At 68.4% G+C, this 19,219-nt stretch carries 17 protein-coding genes, 1 tRNA gene and 8 pseudogenes; 13 read left to right on the top strand and 13 right to left on the bottom strand.

The window, feature by feature from the left end; genetic code table 11:
- Positions 1-6: 6 nt before the first annotated feature.
- Positions 7-153 (top strand): hypothetical protein, encoded by a 147-nt coding sequence (locus tag AB0F82_RS32130; protein WP_362633856.1) that lies wholly within the window; start codon positions 7-9, stop codon positions 151-153.
- Positions 154-195: 42 nt separating this feature from the next.
- Positions 196-340, top strand: a pseudogene (locus tag AB0F82_RS32125) (IS21-like element helper ATPase IstB); the annotation flags it as partial.
- A gap of 46 nt (positions 341-386) precedes the next feature.
- Here AB0F82_RS32125 and AB0F82_RS32120 read toward each other — a convergent pair.
- The 3 genes from AB0F82_RS32120 to AB0F82_RS32110 form a co-directional block, all read right to left on the bottom strand.
- Positions 387-758: a hypothetical protein gene (locus AB0F82_RS32120; protein WP_362633853.1), complete on the bottom strand. Its 372-nt coding sequence runs from the start codon at positions 756-758 to the stop codon at positions 387-389.
- Between the two features lie 475 nt (positions 759-1,233).
- Positions 1,234-1,722, bottom strand: coding sequence for a DUF6882 domain-containing protein (locus tag AB0F82_RS32115; protein ID WP_362633850.1), 489 nt, complete (start codon positions 1,720-1,722; stop codon positions 1,234-1,236).
- 543 nt (positions 1,723-2,265) lie between these two features.
- A complete protein-coding gene (locus AB0F82_RS32110; RefSeq protein ID WP_362633847.1) occupies positions 2,266-2,811 on the bottom strand; it encodes a hypothetical protein in 546 nt (181 codons plus the stop codon).
- Between the two features lie 79 nt (positions 2,812-2,890).
- On the opposite strand from AB0F82_RS32110, the pseudogene AB0F82_RS38780 reads away from it, so the two are divergent.
- Positions 2,891-3,034 (top strand): annotated as a pseudogene (locus AB0F82_RS38780) (NAD(P)-dependent dehydrogenase); the annotation flags it as partial.
- Between the two features lie 645 nt (positions 3,035-3,679).
- Here the strand turns inward: AB0F82_RS38780 and AB0F82_RS32105 are convergent.
- Entirely contained in the window at positions 3,680-3,871 is a 192-nt protein-coding gene (locus AB0F82_RS32105; RefSeq protein ID WP_362633844.1) for a hypothetical protein, read from the bottom strand.
- Between the two features lie 199 nt (positions 3,872-4,070).
- On the opposite strand from AB0F82_RS32105, the gene AB0F82_RS32100 reads away from it, so the two are divergent.
- From AB0F82_RS32100 to AB0F82_RS32085, 4 genes and pseudogenes are all read left to right on the top strand, one after another.
- Complete coding sequence (locus AB0F82_RS32100; RefSeq protein WP_362633841.1) at positions 4,071-4,613, top strand: hypothetical protein; 543 nt, start codon at positions 4,071-4,073, stop codon at positions 4,611-4,613.
- A 518-nt stretch (positions 4,614-5,131) separates the two neighbouring features.
- Positions 5,132-5,539: a DUF3224 domain-containing protein gene (locus AB0F82_RS32095; RefSeq protein WP_362633838.1), complete on the top strand. Its 408-nt coding sequence runs from the start codon at positions 5,132-5,134 to the stop codon at positions 5,537-5,539.
- A gap of 317 nt (positions 5,540-5,856) precedes the next feature.
- Positions 5,857-6,255 (top strand): DUF5958 family protein, encoded by a 399-nt coding sequence (locus tag AB0F82_RS32090; protein WP_362633835.1) that lies wholly within the window; start codon positions 5,857-5,859, stop codon positions 6,253-6,255.
- A gap of 128 nt (positions 6,256-6,383) precedes the next feature.
- Positions 6,384-6,580: pseudogene (locus AB0F82_RS32085) on the top strand (hypothetical protein); the annotation flags it as partial.
- Here AB0F82_RS32085 and AB0F82_RS32080 read toward each other — a convergent pair.
- A complete protein-coding gene (locus AB0F82_RS32080) occupies positions 6,581-7,324 on the bottom strand; it encodes a 3-keto-5-aminohexanoate cleavage protein (RefSeq protein WP_362633832.1) in 744 nt (247 codons plus the stop codon).
- A 339-nt stretch (positions 7,325-7,663) separates the two neighbouring features.
- On the opposite strand from AB0F82_RS32080, the gene AB0F82_RS32075 reads away from it, so the two are divergent.
- Positions 7,664-7,813: a hypothetical protein gene (locus AB0F82_RS32075; RefSeq protein WP_362633829.1), complete on the top strand. Its 150-nt coding sequence runs from the start codon at positions 7,664-7,666 to the stop codon at positions 7,811-7,813.
- A 335-nt stretch (positions 7,814-8,148) separates the two neighbouring features.
- On the opposite strand, the gene htpG is transcribed toward AB0F82_RS32075, so the two are convergent.
- Positions 8,149-10,071 carry a molecular chaperone HtpG gene (gene htpG, locus AB0F82_RS32070; protein WP_362633826.1) on the bottom strand — a complete coding sequence of 641 codons (1,923 nt, stop codon included), beginning with the start codon at positions 10,069-10,071 and terminating at the stop codon, positions 8,149-8,151.
- A gap of 139 nt (positions 10,072-10,210) precedes the next feature.
- Positions 10,211-10,848: pseudogene (locus AB0F82_RS32065) on the bottom strand (type III effector protein).
- A gap of 588 nt (positions 10,849-11,436) precedes the next feature.
- Here AB0F82_RS32065 and AB0F82_RS32060 point away from each other — a divergent pair.
- A pseudogene (locus AB0F82_RS32060) lies at positions 11,437-11,823 on the top strand (IS5 family transposase); the annotation flags it as partial.
- Between the two features lie 28 nt (positions 11,824-11,851).
- Here AB0F82_RS32060 and AB0F82_RS32055 read toward each other — a convergent pair.
- Positions 11,852-12,802, bottom strand: a pseudogene (locus AB0F82_RS32055) (IS481 family transposase); the annotation flags it as partial.
- A 206-nt stretch (positions 12,803-13,008) separates the two neighbouring features.
- Between AB0F82_RS32055 and AB0F82_RS32050 the strand changes: the two are divergent.
- Both AB0F82_RS32050 and AB0F82_RS32045 read left to right on the top strand, forming a co-directional pair.
- Positions 13,009-13,899 carry a MerR family transcriptional regulator gene (locus AB0F82_RS32050; protein ID WP_362633823.1) on the top strand — a complete coding sequence of 297 codons (891 nt, stop codon included), beginning with the start codon at positions 13,009-13,011 and terminating at the stop codon, positions 13,897-13,899.
- A 175-nt stretch (positions 13,900-14,074) separates the two neighbouring features.
- A pseudogene (locus AB0F82_RS32045) lies at positions 14,075-14,406 on the top strand (Tn3 family transposase); the annotation flags it as partial.
- 87 nt (positions 14,407-14,493) lie between these two features.
- Here AB0F82_RS32045 and AB0F82_RS32040 read toward each other — a convergent pair.
- The 4 genes from AB0F82_RS32040 to AB0F82_RS32025 all read right to left on the bottom strand — a co-directional run bounded on the left by AB0F82_RS32040 (position 14,494) and on the right by AB0F82_RS32025 (position 17,229).
- A complete protein-coding gene (locus tag AB0F82_RS32040) occupies positions 14,494-15,789 on the bottom strand; it encodes an MFS transporter (RefSeq protein ID WP_362633820.1) in 1,296 nt (431 codons plus the stop codon).
- Positions 15,786-16,325, bottom strand: coding sequence for an ArsR/SmtB family transcription factor (locus tag AB0F82_RS32035; protein ID WP_362633817.1), 540 nt, complete (start codon positions 16,323-16,325; stop codon positions 15,786-15,788). Before AB0F82_RS32035 ends, AB0F82_RS32040 begins: the two co-directional genes overlap by 4 nt.
- 89 nt (positions 16,326-16,414) lie before the next feature.
- Positions 16,415-16,714 (bottom strand): hypothetical protein, encoded by a 300-nt coding sequence (locus AB0F82_RS32030; protein ID WP_362633814.1) that lies wholly within the window; start codon positions 16,712-16,714, stop codon positions 16,415-16,417.
- 353 nt (positions 16,715-17,067) lie between these two features.
- Entirely contained in the window at positions 17,068-17,229 is a 162-nt protein-coding gene (locus AB0F82_RS32025) for a hypothetical protein (RefSeq protein WP_362633811.1), read from the bottom strand.
- Between the two features lie 94 nt (positions 17,230-17,323).
- Here AB0F82_RS32025 and AB0F82_RS32020 point away from each other — a divergent pair, with 94 nt between their 5' ends.
- Together AB0F82_RS32020 and AB0F82_RS32015 are read left to right on the top strand one after the other, a co-directional pair.
- Positions 17,324-17,902 (top strand): hypothetical protein, encoded by a 579-nt coding sequence (locus tag AB0F82_RS32020; RefSeq protein WP_362633808.1) that lies wholly within the window; start codon positions 17,324-17,326, stop codon positions 17,900-17,902.
- A 241-nt stretch (positions 17,903-18,143) separates the two neighbouring features.
- Positions 18,144-18,217 (top strand) — tRNA-Met (locus AB0F82_RS32015).
- Positions 18,218-18,362: 145 nt separating this feature from the next.
- Here the strand turns inward: AB0F82_RS32015 and AB0F82_RS32010 are convergent.
- Positions 18,363-19,219 (bottom strand): annotated as a pseudogene (locus AB0F82_RS32010) (IS5 family transposase); the annotation flags it as partial.

The raw sequence follows: 19,219 nt of genomic DNA, 5'->3' as shown, positions 1-19,219 counted from the left end.
GCCTCAGTGCCGTTCTCGCCATGGACCACCGTCTCCTCGACCACTGCCAACCGCTCGACGGAGCCCAGGGGCGTCCCGGCGGTCCCGGCGCAGCGCAAGGCCCGCCGCGAGTACGAGAACCGGGTCAGGACCCTCGTGCCGCCCGGACCATGATCAATCTCACCGATGACCACGGTTCCATGGATCCCCGACGCCGAACTCGGCTACATGGAACTCGACCGCCGTGGTGCCGAACTCCTCTTCCAGGTCCTGACCGCCTCTGCGCAGCCATCGTCGGCCGCCTCACCTCGGGGGCAACATCATCGAGACCGGCACCGATTCCTACCGCCTCGCCACTACCCGGGCCCGGGCCGAATATCAGCCTGCCGGCCGAGACGGACCAACACTCACTGACCACCGCTGCAGACTCCGAAGACATGAGCGACCCACTGATTCATCCGGGTTTCGAAGTCCGTTGGTGAGGCGATGCCCGAGGCCGGGAGGGAACCCGCGTGGGCGAGGCTGGCGATGAAGTCCACGTCGGCCCAGCCACCCCGGAACAGCACAACCGACAGCTCGGCCTCTCCCGGACCCGAGATGACCACGCCAAGCGAGTCAGGGTTCTGGACCCGAGCCCTGTCGGCCTCCAGAGGCTGCGGCCACGACGCCTCGGCATCCCTCCAGGTCACCTGGCCCACTTCGAGGCCGGCCGACCTCCAGCCCACCGTCTGGGCAGCCAGAACTGCAGCCACCTCATCAAGATCTACAGCCCTGTCCATGAGGTGATCATCTCTCATGGCCGAGCCCGGCGGTCCGGGAAACCGGCACCGAGACTGCCAGACAACGGCGCCAACCTGTTCCTACTTCTCACCGAGATTTTCACGGCTGCCGGCCCTCGGTCGTTCTCAGAACCCGCCGACAACCGTTCTTGCTTCTGACCTACGCAGCCACAGCTCGGAGCGACTACCGCCAAGCTCACCCGCTCCGGGAGGCACGCAGCCGCCTCCTTCCGACCCGCCGTAGCCGGGACTGCCCACAGGCGATCAAGAAGCCGAACCGATGTCCGGTACTGAGGACCGGCGCCAGACGCAAAACGGTCCAGCCAGGTCAATGGGCCCCCACCCCGACCACCAAGCCAAAGAGCACCCGCCGGGCCGGAAGACCGGCGCTCAAGGAAGCCCAAGACCTGACGTGACGGCTTGACGTTCACCGTCCGAGCCGCCGAGGCTCGCGGTCCTGGCGTCAGGACCCGCATCACGGCGCTACCGGGACCGGCTTCAGATCGTGGATGGCAAAGTGCAGCTGTGTGTCGTCCGTGGAGTCTGCCCAGAGGCCCTCTGCGTCGAGCACGGAGGCTGCGACCATTCGTGCTTCGGCGACGAGTTCGGGGTCATAGTTGAAGCCTGGCCACGGCAGCACCGGAAAGCCGTTCACCTCTCCGAATCGGCGCACCTGCTCGATGTCGCCCAGGACGGCGGACGGCAGTGATTCATTGGCCCAGGCCCACAGCCAGGTCTGCTGGGACAGGCTCACGCTGCCAATCATCGTGAGTCGTCCCGTGAGAAACGTCTTCCCGCTGCGGGACCATGTGATCCGCGCGTCGTCGAGCGACCAGTGGTACTGCACATCGCCCGAGAGGCCGTGGCGCTCAACCATGACGGTCTGCTGTGAGCGAGCCCGCTCACGAGCCGAGAGCACAACCCCGTCCCAGTCGGAATGGTCGTGCGGCGAGCCGTCCTCCACCTTGCCTCCTCGCGCAGAGCTGTCGGCAAGATCCTCCCATCCCCTTCAGGCCGAGCCTTACAGGGGGCGTGTCTCTATGTCCTTCGTCAAGGATATGGCGCGCGGAGGAGCCGCTGCCGGGGGTACAGCCGGTTACACAGGCGAGGGCGACGGTGATGGCAAGAGCGATCAGGACACCGGCGGGCACAGGACTCCTCTACTGTGCGGCCACATCGGTGTGACGACTCTTCGATACGCCCGTTGTAGGCGGGCGTCGGCCGTGTTCCGAGCCGATTTAGTGTCGGCGGACCACTTCGGCGAGGCCGATGAGTTCCGCACGCTGTTCGTCGGACCCACTGTCCGGTGGTGGTGCGGGGACAGCAGGGGGTCCGGTGCTGTCCATAGCAGCCGCGAGTGGCCGCCAGTCTCCGCTCGAACGCGGCGCAGAAGGCACTGCGCCGTTCGGCGATTCACCCGCTGAGGAGATAGGTGCTTCCGGTGGTCGTAGGGGGACGGAGGAGCACCCACATCGACGCCCCCCACGCCATGCCCGATGTGCCGATGTCAGCCTCGCGGCCCCCTGGTCTCCTCCGCGCGGCGGAAGGCCTCGTCGCAGGACCTCGTAGAGCGCCTGGCGACCAGGGTGGCGCGGTTCAGGAGGCCGCCGTTGTGCACCTCCAGCCGCCAGGAGCCACTGCTCAGAGCCACCTCCGGCACGGGCCCCCCACGCCGGGCCATGACCTGCCAGCCGCGTTCCTCCAAGGCGGTCTCCAGGGAGGCCAGCCGTGCCGCGTCGGCGGGGCCGTCGCCGGTCCAGTCCGCGACGCAGTCCGCCGTCCCGCCCTCCTGTGCGGGGTGGACCTGGCCCGCGGCTAGCCCGGCCGTCGCTGCTGCGGCGGCGAGTTCCTCCGAGACCACGGCCCGCGAGGGGTCGCCCGCGGCACGGGGTGCAGCCTTCGACGCCGTCGGCTCCCGGACCCAGCCTTCGACGGCGGGGTACTCCTCCACCGGGGCCGTCATCAGCGCGATCCCGCCGACGACGGCAACGGCCACGAGTGCCGTGCCCCCGGCCCACTTTGCTCTGCGGCCGTCGCCCGCAGTCCTGCCCATGTGTCCCCCGGTACTGGTGCGACATGCCGGAGCGGTATGTCCCGGCGCAGCCACAGGTTAGGTGAGATTATCTCACCCGGGGCCGGCGCAGATGCTCGCCGGCCGGGGCATCGCCAACGCCTTCACACCCGTCCTGTGTGGACCCTTCTGGTCCCGGCGACGATGCCCCGATTCGACGAAGTTCGGCGAGCAGTCGCCCTTGGGCCGCCCGCCCAGCCCGAGCCGGTGCTCAATCCCCTCATCAGCTGTCCGTTGATGCCTTCGGACTCGGTGACACCCCCCGGATCCCCGGATCATCAATAGCAAGGGGGGAAGCCATGCCGATCTGGCTAGCGGCCGTGCTGGGAACGGCGAAGACGGCCAAGGCGGCATCAGCCACTTACTCGGCTAGGCAAGTCACTTCGGGATCTTGCCTGACCCGCGTCGTCCGGCACCACACCTCGCCGCATTGACGAGGCACCGAGTACGTCAGTACGTGGACGCGCCGCCGACGCGCCGATGCACCGCATCGGACGACGCGGGCTTGACCGGCAAGATCCGAACGAGACGACCTACCGGCCGACGGTTGGGCCGAGCAGCGGCTTGCCCTCGCGCGAGACATCCTGGGCCGGCATCCGGCCGTTGACGAGGAGGCCCTCGACGTACGCGTCCACGCAGGGGTTGCGCGACTGGCAGACGCCGCCGACGGTGAGCAGCCGGGATCCGGCCGTCCCCCGGCGGGGCCCGCAGCGCGCCCTCGTAGTAGGTGGCCGGGCCTGGCCTGCGTTTGCTGTTGCGTCACAGCCTCTGGGGACAGGGGCGTCACGAGGAGGCCTTGGCCGAGTTCCTGAGGCACTGTCCCGACTCTGGTAGTCGACCAATGCTGCCATCACGCGGCGGCGCCCGAACGCGTGACCGCCGGCTCGACGAAGCAGCGGCAGAAACTGGGATCTGGGTCGTGTACGGCTGCATCCATCAGCGGGGCGAACAGCTCCTCGGGCAAACGTGCGGGGTCGAGCAAGGGCTTGCGCACGGCATGGGCGAGGTGGCGGGCACGCCGGTCGTTCGGCTCCGTGGCCATGTGCGACGTCTTCGATGCCCAGCAGGGGAGCCACCTCGGTCGCGCATGCCCGGAAGGAACGCGGGCCCAGTTCACCGGGCCCGGGTCAAGGAGCCCCTGGAGGTGCCGCGCGGACGAGTCCTGCTGGAACAGGCCGCTGAACAGCACCTTCGCTGAAATGTGCTCGACCGGGACGCACCGTGAAGGGAATCATGAGCGAGTGACGTCGACCGAAGCAGTAGCAATCGCTCTACAGGACCATGCCGCCCTGTGGGGTGTGGGGGAGATCAGCGCGAGCGAGATGATCGATTCCGCCTGCGACGCGCTCGTCGCCGGACTCGACACCCCCAACCTTCGGATCCTTGCCGCCTGCACGCGCGCAGAGGCGGACTACGACGTCCACGACCTGCTTCCCCCGGCACTCGCCGAACTCGGCCTCACCCTCCATCCGGTCGGAGGTGAGGCTGGACAAGAAGCTGCCGTGCGAGCGCTCGCACGGCGCATGCTCGCCGGCGAGTTGAAACCTTGGGAGCTCACGTTCCGGATTCACCGGCGCTACGGGCACGAGCTGCCCCTGGCTGAGCGGCTCGCCGAGCTCGATGACGAGTACGGCATGCTCGAAGACGGCGACGGAGCAACAGCTCAGGTCGATGCCGAGGTCATGGCGGAGGCCCGCCGCCTCGCGGCCCACCCCCACAGTTCCCGCCGAACCCACGGATCCACCCAGCTGATACACACGGACCGACCCGCGAGTTCCCGCTGAATGGGCTTCGGTTTCCCCGAACCCGCGGGGCTCAATCGACTACCTCACTCGCAGTGATCTCCCCCACACGCTCCAGAGGGCGGCACGGTCCTGTAGAGCGATTGCTACTGCTTCACGGCGGCCGTGATCGGCGCGCGGGCTGCTGACGGTCAGCCCGTCCACCTGCCCAGCAGCCGGCCCGCGGGGACTGTCGCCAACTGGACGGGCCGTACGGGGCTGAGTAGTTCGAGCTCACCGACGGTTTCCTGTCGGACGGCACCTACGCGGTGGAGCGGGGTGGAAGCGATTTCTTGATCACCGAGCTGCCAACCTTCAAAAAACCTTCGTTTTGGACACCGGCATGTGTCCAGCGCACCCCTGGGTACGACCGCTTCGGAGGATCACGGCAGCAGCACGCGGTTGTCCACCAGCCGCACCCCGCCCGGTCGAACAACGCCCGCGGCCCCCCAACGACCCTCTGGAGGCCGGACGGCTCTCTTCCAGCCGCGGTTGTCAGACCGCCCCGGTACGGTCGGTACATGAGAGCTGCTGGAACATTCACCGTCAAAGCGTTCGTCCCGACTGAGTTGAAGCCCGAGCCGGATGTGTCCACTGGGCTGCCGGTGGGCGTCGCGACGATGGAGAAGCACTTCGAGGGAGAGGCCGCCGGGCGCTCGGCGACCCTCTTCACTGCCGCGTTCGACCAGATGACCGGTGTCGGCACCTATGTGGCCATGGAGTCGTTCGAGGGTTCGCTGCACGGCCGCGAGGGTTCCTTCAACTTCGTGCACTCGGCAACAACGTTCGGCAGCGACCGGACCGCGGAGTTCTTCACCATCGTCCCCTCAAGCGGCACCGGTGAACTGGCTGGAATCTCCGGAGCCGGCGGGATGGCCGTCGACGCTGATGGCACGCATCGCATCTGGTTCGACTACCAGCTCGTCTGAACGGCTGGCCTAGGGTTGCCTGAGATCCCTTGAAATTGGAGTAATTGAACGCCGCGGCGGGCGGGCTGAAAAGCGAGTTCAGCCCCCGCCTCGGCGTGGCCCTTCTGGCCGACCTCGAACGATGTCCCGAACGTGATAGATAGCTCGGGCACGCGGAGCCGAGAATCGGTTGTAGAAGACGAAACCCACTGGGGACCAGTTTTAAGCGTGATGCGAACACTCAGCGCAGTGCACGGAGCGGACGATGTGCGACGTGTTGCCTGGTTCCCATGACTCGATTCCGCGACGAAGCGACGCTTGTCCGAAGGGAGGCAGCCGTGACCGAACGCGACGTCATGCTCAACGAACTCGCGCAGGGGTTGCGCCCGATGTCACAGGGCCTCGAATGGTTCGATGCGCTTGGCCCGGGGGACCAGTCCGAGGCATTGCTGTGCCTACGCCATCACTGTGTCCAGGCGCGCGCCACGCATGAGGATGGACCGGAGAGCGTCCGCCGTGCCGGGCTGCGCTCGACGCACACACCCGCGGTGTTGATTACCCGCGCCGGGCTTGAGCACCAATTGGGAAGGATCGCCTCTCTCAGGCCCCTCGACGAACGCCGCAAGGCGTTCCGACTGCTGGTCGCGGTCCTCGCGATCGCCGACGGACGACGGCGCGAGCGCTTCTGCTCCGACGGGTGCGGTCATTGGTGGCACAGGCTGTCCGCCACTGGCTGATCCCTTCGCCGGCGCTGAGCGCGAAGCTGCTCCTGATACCGACGCGCGCCTGGCCGGCCACCCGACGGCAGCAACTCGTCACTGCTGCGGCAGCTCGGTGGGATGCCCATTCACATGTGGAAGAGGAAGGCTCCAGAGGCGGCCGCCCGGTCGGTCACGACGCCGACCTCCACAAAGAGAGGAACACCGTCGAGCAGCTGATCAACGAGCTGAAAGCTGGTGCGGCATCGCCACACGCTATGACGAAACCCCGGAGAGCCACCTCGCCGGACTCCACCTCGGCGCCTCCATGATCAGGATCAAGGACCTCACGCGGAGCACGTGATCACGACTCACTACGGCGTGCCCGGCGGTGTGTGTCCTGGACGATCTGGCGTGCTGCGCGGATGAGGGCGGCGTTGCCTGCGGCGGGCGTCCCGTCGGGGAGGTGGAGCACGTCTTCCAAGCCGATACGGGCATCCAGACGGCGGGAGGCCGCAAGTTGCAGGATGGGCCACGCGGCGGTGTCCTCACCGTGCATGAGAATCGGCGCGGCAACCGATTCAAGTTCATCCAGCAGGCCGACTGCGGCATGGAGCGCGTCATGCGGGGTGGCCTCGGTGATCTCCACCAAGACGCGCAGGACTCGGCGGGATCCGGGCCAGTCCAGAAACCGTTGTGCTGCAGGGGTACCAGAGTAGATGCCGGCTTCGATGCCGATCCCCCGGTCCAGCAAGGCCGCAGCAACACCGGTGGCACCGTCCTCGTGCCAGTTTACGGAGGCGTGGTCAGGTAGCACGGTCCAGGCCCGAACCTGCGCGGCACGGGCGTAAGGGTCGGCCGTGGCCCATGCACCGGTGGTGACCCCAATCGGGATGCCTGGGACAGCAGCCCGCACCGCGCTCACAGCGGCGGCGACGGCGGTGGCTTCCAGCGTGTCGTGACCGGCGCGGTCCTTGGGGTGCAGATGGACATCCTCGGCGCCGGCCGCGACAGCCTCACGGGCCGCCACCGCCAGCTCATCGGCGGTCACCGGTAATTGGGAACATTCGGCACGGCTTCGAGCACCGTTGAGACAAACCTGCAGCATGGCGCCATCTTCGCAGGTCGCACCCTGGGTCTCCCTGGCAGGCGACCGGACTCGGGGCGGCATCGACTCCCGCCGATTGATCACGACCCGATACAGGCCCTAGTTGGCAGACCCTGACGGCGGGGCACTTCCCGGCCCGGGGCGAGCCATTGCCGCTCGACGGCGTCGTAGATCGGCGTTTGGGACACCGGCCACGATGGGGATCGGCTGCTGACGGTTCGGGGCGTGGCAGTGTGCGCCCATCCTGAGCACCGCGCCGGCACGCCCCATCCCGACACATCCGCACCGGGCGGAGCCACCACCCGCCCGCCACGGTCGGTGACCGACGGAGTGCGAGTAGTGACGTTCTGTGAGAGCGTGTATTGGAGGAAGAACACCCCACGCATCAAGGAGTTGCCGTCGTGGGCGGTCAAGCAGGACAAGCGCCGACAGCCGGGCAAGGGCCGCGAGGAAGATCCGCTTCGAGGCGGACGCGACGACGACTTCTGAACACAAGCGGTACTCCACGCACGCAGAGCCCGGCCAGGCGCCCGTAGTCACCCCGGCCGGGCTCTGTCATTTACACCGCCGACAGCCAGGTGGGCTTCCGGGCAGCACTCCCCGGGCCCACTCCCAGCCGGCCCGCGCCTCAGGGTGCTGGAAGAAGCGACGCCAGGATGCTACCTGTCCCACCTCGGCCACGCGCGGCTCACCGCGCAGCCCAAGCCCGGTCGAACCCGGCAGCGGGACGACAGGTCGTACTTCGTTGTGAGGGTGAAGCCGAGCCGCCCTGCCCCGGCGCCCCCGGGGCAGGTGGGTTCGTCTGTGCCCGGGGGCACCGGTGGCTACAGGGTGCCGGTCAGGCGGTCGGTGAGCAGCCGGGTGAAGCGGGCCGGGTCGGGCAGGTCACCCCCCTCGGCGAGCAGCGCGCTGCCGTAGATCAGCTCGGCGTTCTCCGCGAGTGCGGGGTCGTCGGCGCTTTGGGCGTGTGCTGTGCGCAGGGCGTTGATCAGGGGGTGTGTGGGGTTGAGTTCCAGGATCCGCTTGACCGGGGGGATCTGCTGGCCCATCGCCCGGTACATCTTCTCCAAGGTCGGTGTCACGTCGTGGGCGTCGCCGACGATGCACGCCGCCGAGGTCGTCAGGCGTGAGGACAGACGGACCTGCTTGACGTGGTCGGACAGGGTAGTGGTCAGCCAGGGCAACAGGGCGGCGAAATCCTGCTCGCGCTGGGCCTTGTCGGCGTCCGTTTCCTTCTCGCCGTCGGCGGACTCGTCGAGGTCGACCTGACCCTTGGCGATGGACTGCAGAGGGTGGCCGTCGAAGGCGGGAACCTGGTCGACCCACACTTCGTCGATGGGGTCGGTGAGGATGAGGACCTCATAGCCCTTGGCAGCGAAGGCTTCCATGTGGGGCGAGTTCTCCACCAGGGCGCGGCTTTCGCCGGTCAGATAGTAGATGGTGTCCTGGCCGTCCTTCATGCGCTCGACGTACTCGCGCAATGTGGTGGTCTTCTCCGGGTCGTGGGTGGAGGCGGCTGACACCAGCTCAAGCAGGGCCTCGGTGTTGTCCGTGTCCTCGACCAGGCCTTCCTTCAGCGGCCGACCGAACTGCTCCCATACCTTCGCGTAGCGTTCGGCGTCCTTGGACTGCATATCCTTGATGGCACCAAGGACCTTCTTGACCAGGCGCCGGCGTACGCCGCGGATCTGGCGGTCGTGCTGGAGGATCTCGCGGGAGACGTTCAGCGACAGGTCGTGAGCGTCCACGACACCCTTGACGAAGCGCAGGTAGTTAGGCATGAGCGCTTCGCAGTCGTCCATGATGAACACCCGCTTGACATACAGCTGTACGCCGCGCTTGGTCTCGCGGGAGAACAGGTCGAAGGGTGCCTGCGAGGGGATGAACAGCAGCGCCTCGTACTCGAAGGTGCCTTCGGCGCGCATGTGGATCGTCTCGGCCGGGGGCTGCCAGTCGAGGCTGATCTGCTGGTAGAACTCGTTGTACTCGTCCTCGGTCACTTCGGTGCGCGGCCGGGCCCACAGAGCCTTCATCGAGTTGAGCGTGTCGAGGTCGGAGGTGGTTTCGCCCTCGGCGTCGGTGCGTTCGGTGGCCATCCGGATGGGCCAGCGAATGAAGTCCGAGTACTGCTTGACGATCTGACGGATCTTCGGCTCGGAGAGGTAGTCGGCGAGTCCGTCCTCACTGTCGGCGGGCTTGAGGTGCAGGATGACCGAGGTGCCCACGGGCAGGCCGTCGACGGCCTGGATGTCGTAGGTGCCCTCGCCGTCGGACTCCCACTGGGTGCCGGAGTCGGTGCCGGCCCGGCGGGTGCGCAGGGTGACCTTGTCGGCGACCATGAACGCCGAGTAGAAGCCGACCCCGAACTGCCCGATCAGGCTCTCCGCGGTGGCGGCGTCCTTGGTCTCCTTTATCTTCTTCAGCAGGGTGGCGGTGCCGGATTTGGCGATCGTGCCGATCAGCTCGACGAGATCGTTCCGGGTCATGCCGATCCCGTTGTCCCGGACGGTCAGCGTGCGGGCGTCTTTGTCGACTTCCAGCGAGATGTGCAGATTGGTGGTGTCGGCGGTCTCGGTGAGGCTGGAGTCGGTCAGCGATTCCAGCCGCAGCTTGTCCAGGGCGTCGGAGGCGTTCGAGATCAGCTCGCGCAGGAAGATGTCCTTGTTCGAGTAGATCGAGTGAATCACCAGCCGCAGCAACTGGCGGGTCTCGGCCTGGAATTCCAGCGTCTCGACACTGCTGCCCATGTGGGTCTCTTTCTGTGGGAACGTCATAAACGGATTGGTACTCGGGCTGGGACGGATCGTTGCCCGTTGTCGGCGTGGTTCGGGGCGGGCCGGGCCGTACCCGCATGGGGTGACTCTGCCTGAGGGGAGTCAGTCATCGTCAGCGGCTGCAGTTGTCGTGCGCCGGTCTTCGACGGTGTCCAGGTTCGATGAGGTCGGTGTGGCGGGCATCGAGGTAGGGGCGCATGCCGGCCGGGGCGATGAACTCGGCGGCGTCGGTGGTGCCGAGAGCGGCATGGTGGGCGGCCTGGGCTGAGCGCGCTGCGGGTGCGAGGTGGCTGAGTGCGGTGATCTGCCCGGCGATGCTGCGCAGGTCGGCGGCGTTGGTCGGGCCCAGGTGGCGGTGGCCCGTTCGGCGACCCGGGCCTGGCGGGTGGCCATTACGCGCCGCTCGCCGGTGGTGCCGACGGCGCCGGGGCGGCCGCGCAGGTAGCGGCGTTCGGCGGCCTGGCGGCTGGCGACGCCGAGAGGGCCGGCGAGGTCGGCCCAGCTGGCGCCCACGTTGCGGGCGGTTTCGATCAGGCCGGTCTCCCAGCCGGCGAGCTGCTCGCGTACCTGCCGCAGCAGCATCAGGGAGGCCGGCGCCTGCGCAGGGCCGGGCGTGGAGGCATTGGGGGTCTCGTGCTGGGCGCCCCGCAGCGCGTCATCTATGGCGGCAAGGGCTGCCGCGGCGGCGAGAAGGGACGCCGGGGTGGGGGCGTCGGTGCGAGGCGTGGACGGCTGGACGGCTGCGGTCACGGGCACCTCCCTAAGGCAGTCAGCAGATCGACGACATCATGTTTGTCATCGGTTGGATGACATATTACAACCCTGTCAGCGCAGCGCATTGGCAACAATGGCTCGAATCTGCTGGAGGTCTTTCACAAAATTGATGCGCAATCAAGGCGAAGTCGGCGGCGCTGGCCCACTCGGCCCACGGAGCAGGTCGGTGCGCCGTTCACGGACGTACGCCTCGGCCTCGGCCTGCCAGTCCTCGGCATCCGCCTCACCAGCTCGTCGGCCGTTCTCGAGGTGCCGTTGACCAGCTGGAAGTGGTCCGGGTGGTGGCCACGCAGCACCACATCGGGGTCCACCACGCCGGTGCGCGACCCGCATTGACCGGGGCAGCATCCGGCGCGCCTCGATACCTGAGACTCCTCGCGATGGCCCGGCGACCGCCTCGGTGCGCGGTGCTCACGGGCGAGGGGTGTTGGCTGCCGCGGGTGCGGCGGCGTGGCCGGTAGCCGGGGTGGGGGCCGCTCGGGTTGATGGTGCGCGGGCTGCAGCGGGGGCAGGTGGGGCGGTGGCAACTCGGGGGGTGGGTCCGGTGGTGGTGCGGACCACGGGCTGCCGCGGGGCGGGACTGACACTGAGTGGGAACGGCTGCGGCCGTTCCTGCCGGTCAGCAACAGGCGTTGTGGCCGATGGCGGGATCACCGGCAGGTGATCGACGGGATTCCGCATCGGGTGCGGACCGGCGTGCAGTGGCGTGACCTGCCCGAACGGTTCGTGCCTTGGAAGACGGTCTACGAACGCCATCGGCTGTGGTCGGCCGACGGGACCTGGGAGCGTCTGCTCCAGCAGGTCCAGGCCGCAGCCGACGCGGCGGGTGAGATCGACTGGGAGGTCTCGGTCGACTCCACGATCGTGCGGGCTCATCAGCACGCCGCTGGTGCCCGCACCGACCCGCCGCCGGCACCCGCCTCAAAGGGGGCCGCGCCGACAGAACATCAGGGCGAAACCGCGTGGCAGAGCCTGCACAGCTGTATTGACCCGCAGGGTTGTTGACGCGGCTGATGGGTGGGTGTCCGCCGAGTGCGGTGTGGCAGCGCTGGTGGTTGTAGCTGTGGAGGAAGTCTGCCCGGGCTTCGGTCCACTCCTGGTTGGAGGTGTAGGGCTTCAGGTAGGCCCACTCCTCCAGGAGGGTGCGGTTGAAGCGTTCGGCTTTGCCGTTGGTCTGGGGCCGGTAGGCGCGGGTGAGTTTCCCGGTGGCGCCGAGCTCGTGCAAGACGTTCTTCCAGGCCAGGCCCTTGCGGTAGGCCCAGGCGTTGTCCGTCAGGACCCGCTCGATGCGGGTGATGTGCTGGCTGTGGATGAAGGCCGCGGCGCGGGTGAGGAAGCCCCGCGCAGGTCGCGACTTTCTCGTCCGGGTGGATCTCGCTGTAGGCGAAGCGGGAGTGGTCGTCGACCGCGGAGTGGAACTGGTCGAAGCCCATGCCGCTGACGGGCCGGCCTGCTTCGCGGCCCAGGACGCGGTGGCCGCCGCCGTCGGGGCTCCGGCCGAGTTTCTTCACGTCCACGTGAACGAGCTCGCCCGGACGCTCGCGTTCGTAGCGTCGGATCACGGTGCCGGTTGGACGGTCGAGCCAGGACAGCCGGCTGAGACCGTGCCGGGTCAGGATCCGGTGGACGGTCGAGGCGGGCAGCCCCAGGACCGGGCCGATCCGGGCGGGGCCCAGCTTCCGCGCCCGACGCAGGTCACACACCCTGGCCTCGATATCGGCCGGAGTCGGTGCGGCGTCCGGCGAGGCCGGCTGGACCGGTCGTGCAGCCCGGCTTCGCCTTCGGCCCGCCACCGGCGGATCCACTGATGGGCGGTGGCCCTCGATACGCCCATCTCGGCGGCCACGTGGGCGACCGGACGGCCCGAGCAGACCCGTTCGACCAGCAGGTGCCTACCGAAGACGGTCAGCCGGGCATTACGGTGGGACACGAAGACCTCCGTGCGGTGAGTTCCTAGACAGCTCCCACCACACCGGAGGTCTTCGCCATGTTCAAGACCTGCCGAGTGTCAACAACGCTCGTGATCAATACAGCTAGGGCCTGGCTCCGGTGGCACCTGGATGGGGTGGTTGTTGCACATGCCGTAGCGGCATGTGGTGGGGTCGGGGCACCACAGCACGAAAGGCCCTGTCTGCGATGTACCCCTCCCTCACGCCTCCCCGGCAGGTCAAGATCGGTGATGCCGCTGCGTTCGCCGGGATCACCCCACGCGCCATCCGCCACTACCACGAGATCGGTCTGCTGCCGGAGCCCGAGCGCGGCGGGGACGGCCGCCGCCGCTACGGCTATGACGACATGACCCGCCTGCTGTGGATCCGCAAGATGGCTGATGCCGGTATCAGCCTGGACGACATGCGGGCCGCCTTCGGCGAAGCCCGGGACGAAGCTGGAGACGAAGCCCTGGGCCAAGCCCTGGATATCGAGTCGGTCCTGAGCAGGCTGGAGGAAACCTTGGCGGCGCAGGAGGTCGCCATCAAACGTCGGCACGCGGCTGTCCAGCGCCTGCAGGCGGTGGGCAGCCCGCTGGGGCTGCTCTCCGAACTGGTCACGGACCGTCTCAGCCACCTGCCCCCAGGCGCGTTGCGCCCCTCCGATCTGGACGCCCTGCTAGTCACAGAACGGATCTTCGGGCCGCTGGGCGCCGCCATCCAGGCCGGCACGTTCATCGTGCTGGCCACCCACCCCGACCTGCGGGCCGAGGAGGACCGTCTTGAGGCGGCCGAGGCCGCCCTCGACGACGGCGTCGAATCCGACGACCCGCGCGTCGAAGAGCTCGCCGTACAGCGATGCGCTCACCAAATGGCCCTGCATCAGGCCATCGAGGCAGCTGGTCTCGACGCGGCCGAGGAGAAGATCTTCGAAATCTACGACGCCGACCTGAAAGGGGAGGAGGGCACAGGGATGAGTGCCGCCACAGCGATCACCAAGATGCCTTGTGACTTCTCTCCTGCCCGGATGCGCTGCGTGGAACTCGCCGGACGGCTCTTCGGCGAGGCCCTTGCCGACGCCCACTCCGCGGACAGCTGATCGCCTGTGCCTGGCACTGACGTGGCCCGACAACCGGTCGCGTTCATCCGCATGTGACCGATCGGGTCAGACGTCGAGCCCGGGCCGTAACCAAGAGTGACAACACAACTGGCCGTACGTGGGGATTCCGAACGGGCCGCTCAGTTGGTGTTCCGGCCCGGCGAGGAACGCCAGGAATCGCCACCGACTCGCCCGGGCGATCTGCCATGGCGCCGCGGGCAGATCCGACAGGCGTGCCGCGATGGCCAGGAAGACCAGGTCGCCGCTCTCGGCCTGGTGCTCAACGCCGTGGTCCTGTGGAACACCCGCTACCTGGACGCCACCGTGGCCCGGCTCCGTGCCGGGGGCCACGACATCAAGGACGAAGACGTCGCCCACCTCTCCCCGCTCAAGGACCGGCACATCAACTTCCTGGGCCGCTACCTGTTCAACATCAAAGCCAGCGGCCAGGGCCAGGGCCTGCGCCCCGTCGGGGACCCGGTGGTCGCGGAGGACGACGAGGATTGACGGCCGGCACACCCGAGTGACCTGGCCACTCGTTGCGGCCCGCGCGGGCGTGGCATCCGCCTTGTTGTGACGCCTTCGCGGCAGGCGTCACAACAAGTCGGGTGCACACTCCTGGGCGGGATCCTTGGATGCCAGGTGATCTGGACCGCCGGCCGGGGCGGCGGCACGCAGCGCCCCTTCGACTCGGCGGTTGCTGGTCATGGATGCCGTGACGGCTGTCATCGCCAGGAGGAGGGCAGCGGCGGCGTAGAGCGGGGTGCGGATGTCGTGGGTGGTGGCCAGCCAGCCGCCGAGGAAGGCCCCGAATGGGGCGGCGCACATGGCCAGCATGCGGGAGGTGGAGGCGACCCGGCCCATGAGGTGGGCCGGGACGATCGCCTGCCGGAGGGAGGGCCCGAGCACCATCGTGGTGCCCATGCCGGCCCCGCAGACGGCGAGCGCGAGCCCGGCCACGTACGGGTTCGGGGCGGCGGCAAGGCCCAGGATGGCAAGCCCTTCGACTGCGGCTGTGCAGGTCAGTGCGGTGCCGGTGCCGAGTCGTCGGCCGAGGTAGGAGGCGATGCCCGCACCGAGCAGGCCGCCGGTGGCCTCCGCCGTGAGGAGCAGGCCGTAGCCGAAGGTGTCGATGCCGAGGCGGTCGTGCGCGAAGAGGGCGAGGACGGTTTCCACAGCGAGGAAGGCGACGTTCCCGACCGCTGGGCGGAGCGCGAGCCCGAGCAGCAACCGGTCCCGGAAGAGGTACGAGGCCCCGGCCCGCGCCTGCCGAAGCAGCGATTCGCGGACCTCCGGCACGGGCCTGGGCATGGCGGGCAGCGAACGTACGAGCAGTGCGGAGAGCGCGAACGACACCGCGTCGGCGAGCAGCGGAACCGCCCGCCCGAGCAGGAGCAGCGCACTGCCCGCAGGCGGCCCCGCGAAGCCGGACGCGGCGGTCTGGGCGCCGCGCAGGCGGGAGTTGGCGCGCTCCAGGAGTGCGGGGTCGCGGCCGAGCAGATCCGGCAGATAGGCCGTGGCGGCCGTATCGAAGAAGAGTCCGCCGAGGCCGAGCACGAAGGCGACGGCCGCGAGCAGCGGAATGCTCAGCACGTCGAGCGCGGCCGCTGCCGCCGGTATCGCGAGCAGCACCGCACGCGCCGCGTCCGTGACCCACATCGTGCGCCGGCGGTCCCAGCGGTCCACCAGCGCACCGCCGAGCACCCCGAAGAGCAGCCACGGCAGCGTCCCGGCAGCGGTGACGACGGCGAGCGCCATCGGATCCCGCGTTAACGTCAACGCGAGCAGCGGCAGCGCGGCGTGCGACACCCCGTCACCGAGCGAGGACACCGTCTGCGCAGTCCACAGCCGTCCGAACCCGGTCGGCAACTTCCGGACTTCTGAAGTCACTTGGCGTCCCCTTCGGCCTGCTCGCGCGGTGCCGGGTGGAACAGTGCGAAGACGAGTGACGCGTCCGGCAGCGACGGATCGGACAGCTCCCGGTACTCGTCCGCCAGGGCCTGCAACCGCGCCCCCAGCTGCGCGAACTGCTCCTCGGTGAGCCGCAGATGCGCCATCCGTACGTGCCGCTCGCCATCCACCGGCGACGCCTCCAGGTCCGCCACCGCATGGCGCATCAGCACATCCGGCCCTCCCTCGCCCGGATCCGGCAGCACGATCGCCCGCGCGGCCATCGCGTAGTACCGCTCGGTGACACCCCGCACCTTCCGTGTCCGTACCACCTTCACCAGGCCGGCCCGCTCCAGCAGCCGTACGTGATAGCTGGAACTCCCCTTCGCAAGGCCCACGCGCTCGGCGATCTGCGTAATCGTCGCGGGCTCGAAGCGGAGCGCGGCCATGATCCGGTGGCGCGTGAGATTGGAGACGGCGCGCAGCTGCTCGTCAGTAGTGACGTGAAACGTCTCGGGAAGATCATCGGTGGACATGCGAGCAATGGTCAACGACTCTTGACCATTGAGCAAGGGGGATTTCGCGTGACTTCCTGAATCTGCTGTCCGGCGCGCGAGACCTTCCGTCAATGCACCCCACCCCGCTGCCGATCCAGGGAGCTGTCAACCACCCTTCGTGTAGCCGAGCATGGAGCGGGAGTGGCGGGCCGAGCCGCCTGGTCGGCTATGGCGATGCCGTCGCGGCCCTTGCGGCGGGCGACCGAAGCCAGGCCGATGCGCAGGGAGTGCCCGGTCCAGGCGATCGGCACCCCGGCCCGGGCGGAGATCCGTTTGATCGCCCGGGTGACGGAGTCCGGGCCCATGCCTCCGGTGATGTGGCCCCACTGGTCGATACCGACGAAGGCGGGGTGAAGGGGCTGGCCCACTCCTGTCCATGCTCGCCGACCAGGCGGGTGCGGTAGGCGGTCCACGCGCGGACTGGGCAGATCTCGGGGTCCTCTGCGTAACCGATCTTGGCGTTGCGGACCGCTGTGCTTGGTCTTGCCGGTGAGGACTGCGACAGGCCGCGGGGATGCAGGGTGACGTCGCCAGTGAGGAGTCCGGCCGGGTCCTGGCTGCGGCTGGCGTAGCAGAAGCCGGTCAGGACCAGGGCCTTGTCCCGGCCGCCGGCCAGGGTATCGGGGCTGGCGCGGGCGAGGGTGCGCAGTCCGAACGATGTCGGCGCCGACGGCCTCGCCGCAGTTGGCGGGCGGGCTGGTCCGCTCAGTGTCGCCGACGGTCAGGGAGAACTCGCGTACAGGGTGCCCAGGCCGCCGGCGAGCGGGCCATGATGCAGGTCCGCCTCGCCCTCGCCCTCGGCGTCTCCTTCGCCGACCCCGACCCCGACCCCGACCGCGCCGACGACGAACTCGCACTCGTCGCGCGGTTGTGGCGCGGCCACCTTGGCAGACACTGTCGGGCTAGCGTCTTGGGATGGTCGAAGAGAACGCGATCCCAAGACCGGCAGCCATCGTGTCACGGCCCCTCGTAGACCCTTGGACAGCACGCTCGTTGAGGTCGTCCGGCCCGCGTACCAGGAAGGGTGCGAGCTCGGGGACATCACGCGGCCCCTGGGCGATCCGGACGCGGTGTACCTGGGCCAAGCCCTGGCCAAGCGCGACATGACCACCACCACCGACAACTACGAGGACGGCCGGCTGATCGGGCTGCACCTCGACAACTGGGACAAGCTCGCGTACGCCGACAAGCACACCGGACGCCGCAGGCTCTGCCTCAACCTCGGCCCCGGAGTGCGATACATCATTCTCGGTGCCATCGACGCCCAAGCGGTCTGCCGAGCCGTCCACCCCGACTACCACGCCGACCGCTACCCGCACACCCAGGACTACCGCGACTACGTCGCCAGCGGCCGCCCCATCCGCATCATCCGAATACGCCTCGCCCCGGGCGGAAGGCTATGTGGCTCCCACCGAGTGCCTGCTGCACGACGGTTCAACCGAGGCCCAGGACCGGCCCTCAGCCGCCGCATTCTGGCTCGGGCACTGGCCCCGCGGCATCCTGCCCTCCCTCATCTGACCTCTCGCGCCGATGCCTTCCGTGGGACTCAAGACTGATAGCAAGGCCACCTGGTAGGCCCGCGGCACCACGCGAACCGCATAGCTCGCAGTCGTCAGGACATCCTCGGAAACAGCAGTGCGGGCCGCCGCTCCCCGGCAGCGGCGGCCCGCACTCTCCCATGTCGCCGGAGGCGGCAGAGATCGAATGCCCCTGCAAGCTGCGAGCGCTTGCGACAGCAGGTTGGCCAGGAAATCCGGAGAAGCCCAGGCCAAAGGTGCCGTATGGTGGAGGCATCGACGCGGGGTGGAGCAGCTCGGTAGCTCGCTGGGCTCATAACCCAGAGGTCGCAGGTTCAAATCCTGTCCCCGCTACTGCTCAGAAGGGCCCAGATCTCCCATAGAGATCTGGGCCCTTCTGCTGTATCCGGCACCGACGTTCTTAGGTGCGCACTTACGCCCTGCATGTGCCCCTGCCTTCCGAGCCCTGAGCCGCTCTAGGGCCTGTGTGATGTCGTGATCAGTCGGCGGCTTTGAGGAGGTCGTCGATCCAGATCATTGCGGCGCGGAGGTGGAGGCCGGCGAGGTAGCTGTCTGGGGTTTTGTCGTAGCGGGTAGCGATCCCTCGCCAGGCTTTCAGCTTGTTGATCAGACGTTCGACGGTGTTCCGTTCCTTGTAGAGGTCGGCGTCGTGGCTGATGGGTCGGCCGCCTCGTGCGCCCTTCTTCTTGCGGTTGGCGGTCTGGTCCCGTTTCTCCGGGATGACAGCCTTGATTCCGCGTTTGCGCAGGTAGGCGCGGTTGCCGCGGGACGAGTACGCCTTGTCTGCGGCGACCGCGCCGGGCGTCGTGCGGGGACGGCCGACCGGCAGGCGGACTCTCACCTTCGCGAGCACGGGGATGAACTGCGGGCTGTCCCCGGCCTGCCCGGCGGTCAAAACCAGCGCGAGCGGCCGACACCGGCGGTCCGCGGCGAGATGAATCTTGCTCGTGAGCCCGCCCCGGGGCCTGCCGAGCAGGGCTTCCTTCAGTCGGAGCCTGCATCTGCGCCGGACGCGCCGGCGTTCGTCCTGTCCGTTCTGTTCCTCCGTGCCTCCCCCTTTTGTAGGGCTGCCTCCTGCTCCTGCACGGCTTCTTCCAGGGCCTTCATGAGGTGCTTGCTGACCCACATCCCCGCGGCGTCGTGGTGAGCGCGGACCGTGGTGGAGTCCACGCTGACCAGCGACAAGTCCCTTCTGCCCACCTGGGCCCCCTGGGCGATCAAGCCTTCCAACAGGGCCGTGAAGACACCGGCGTCCCGCCACACGCGGAAGCGTCCGTAGACGGTGGCCCAGGGGCCGAACTCGGCAGGCATCTCGCGCCACTGCCCACTGGAGCG

It is taken from the genome of Streptomyces virginiae (assembly GCF_040638905.1).
In the GTDB taxonomy this organism is placed as follows: domain Bacteria; phylum Actinomycetota; class Actinomycetes; order Streptomycetales; family Streptomycetaceae; genus Streptomyces; species Streptomyces virginiae_B.
The sequence above is the reverse complement of the archived record's forward strand: the minus strand, read 5'-3'. Positions and strand labels throughout refer to the sequence as shown.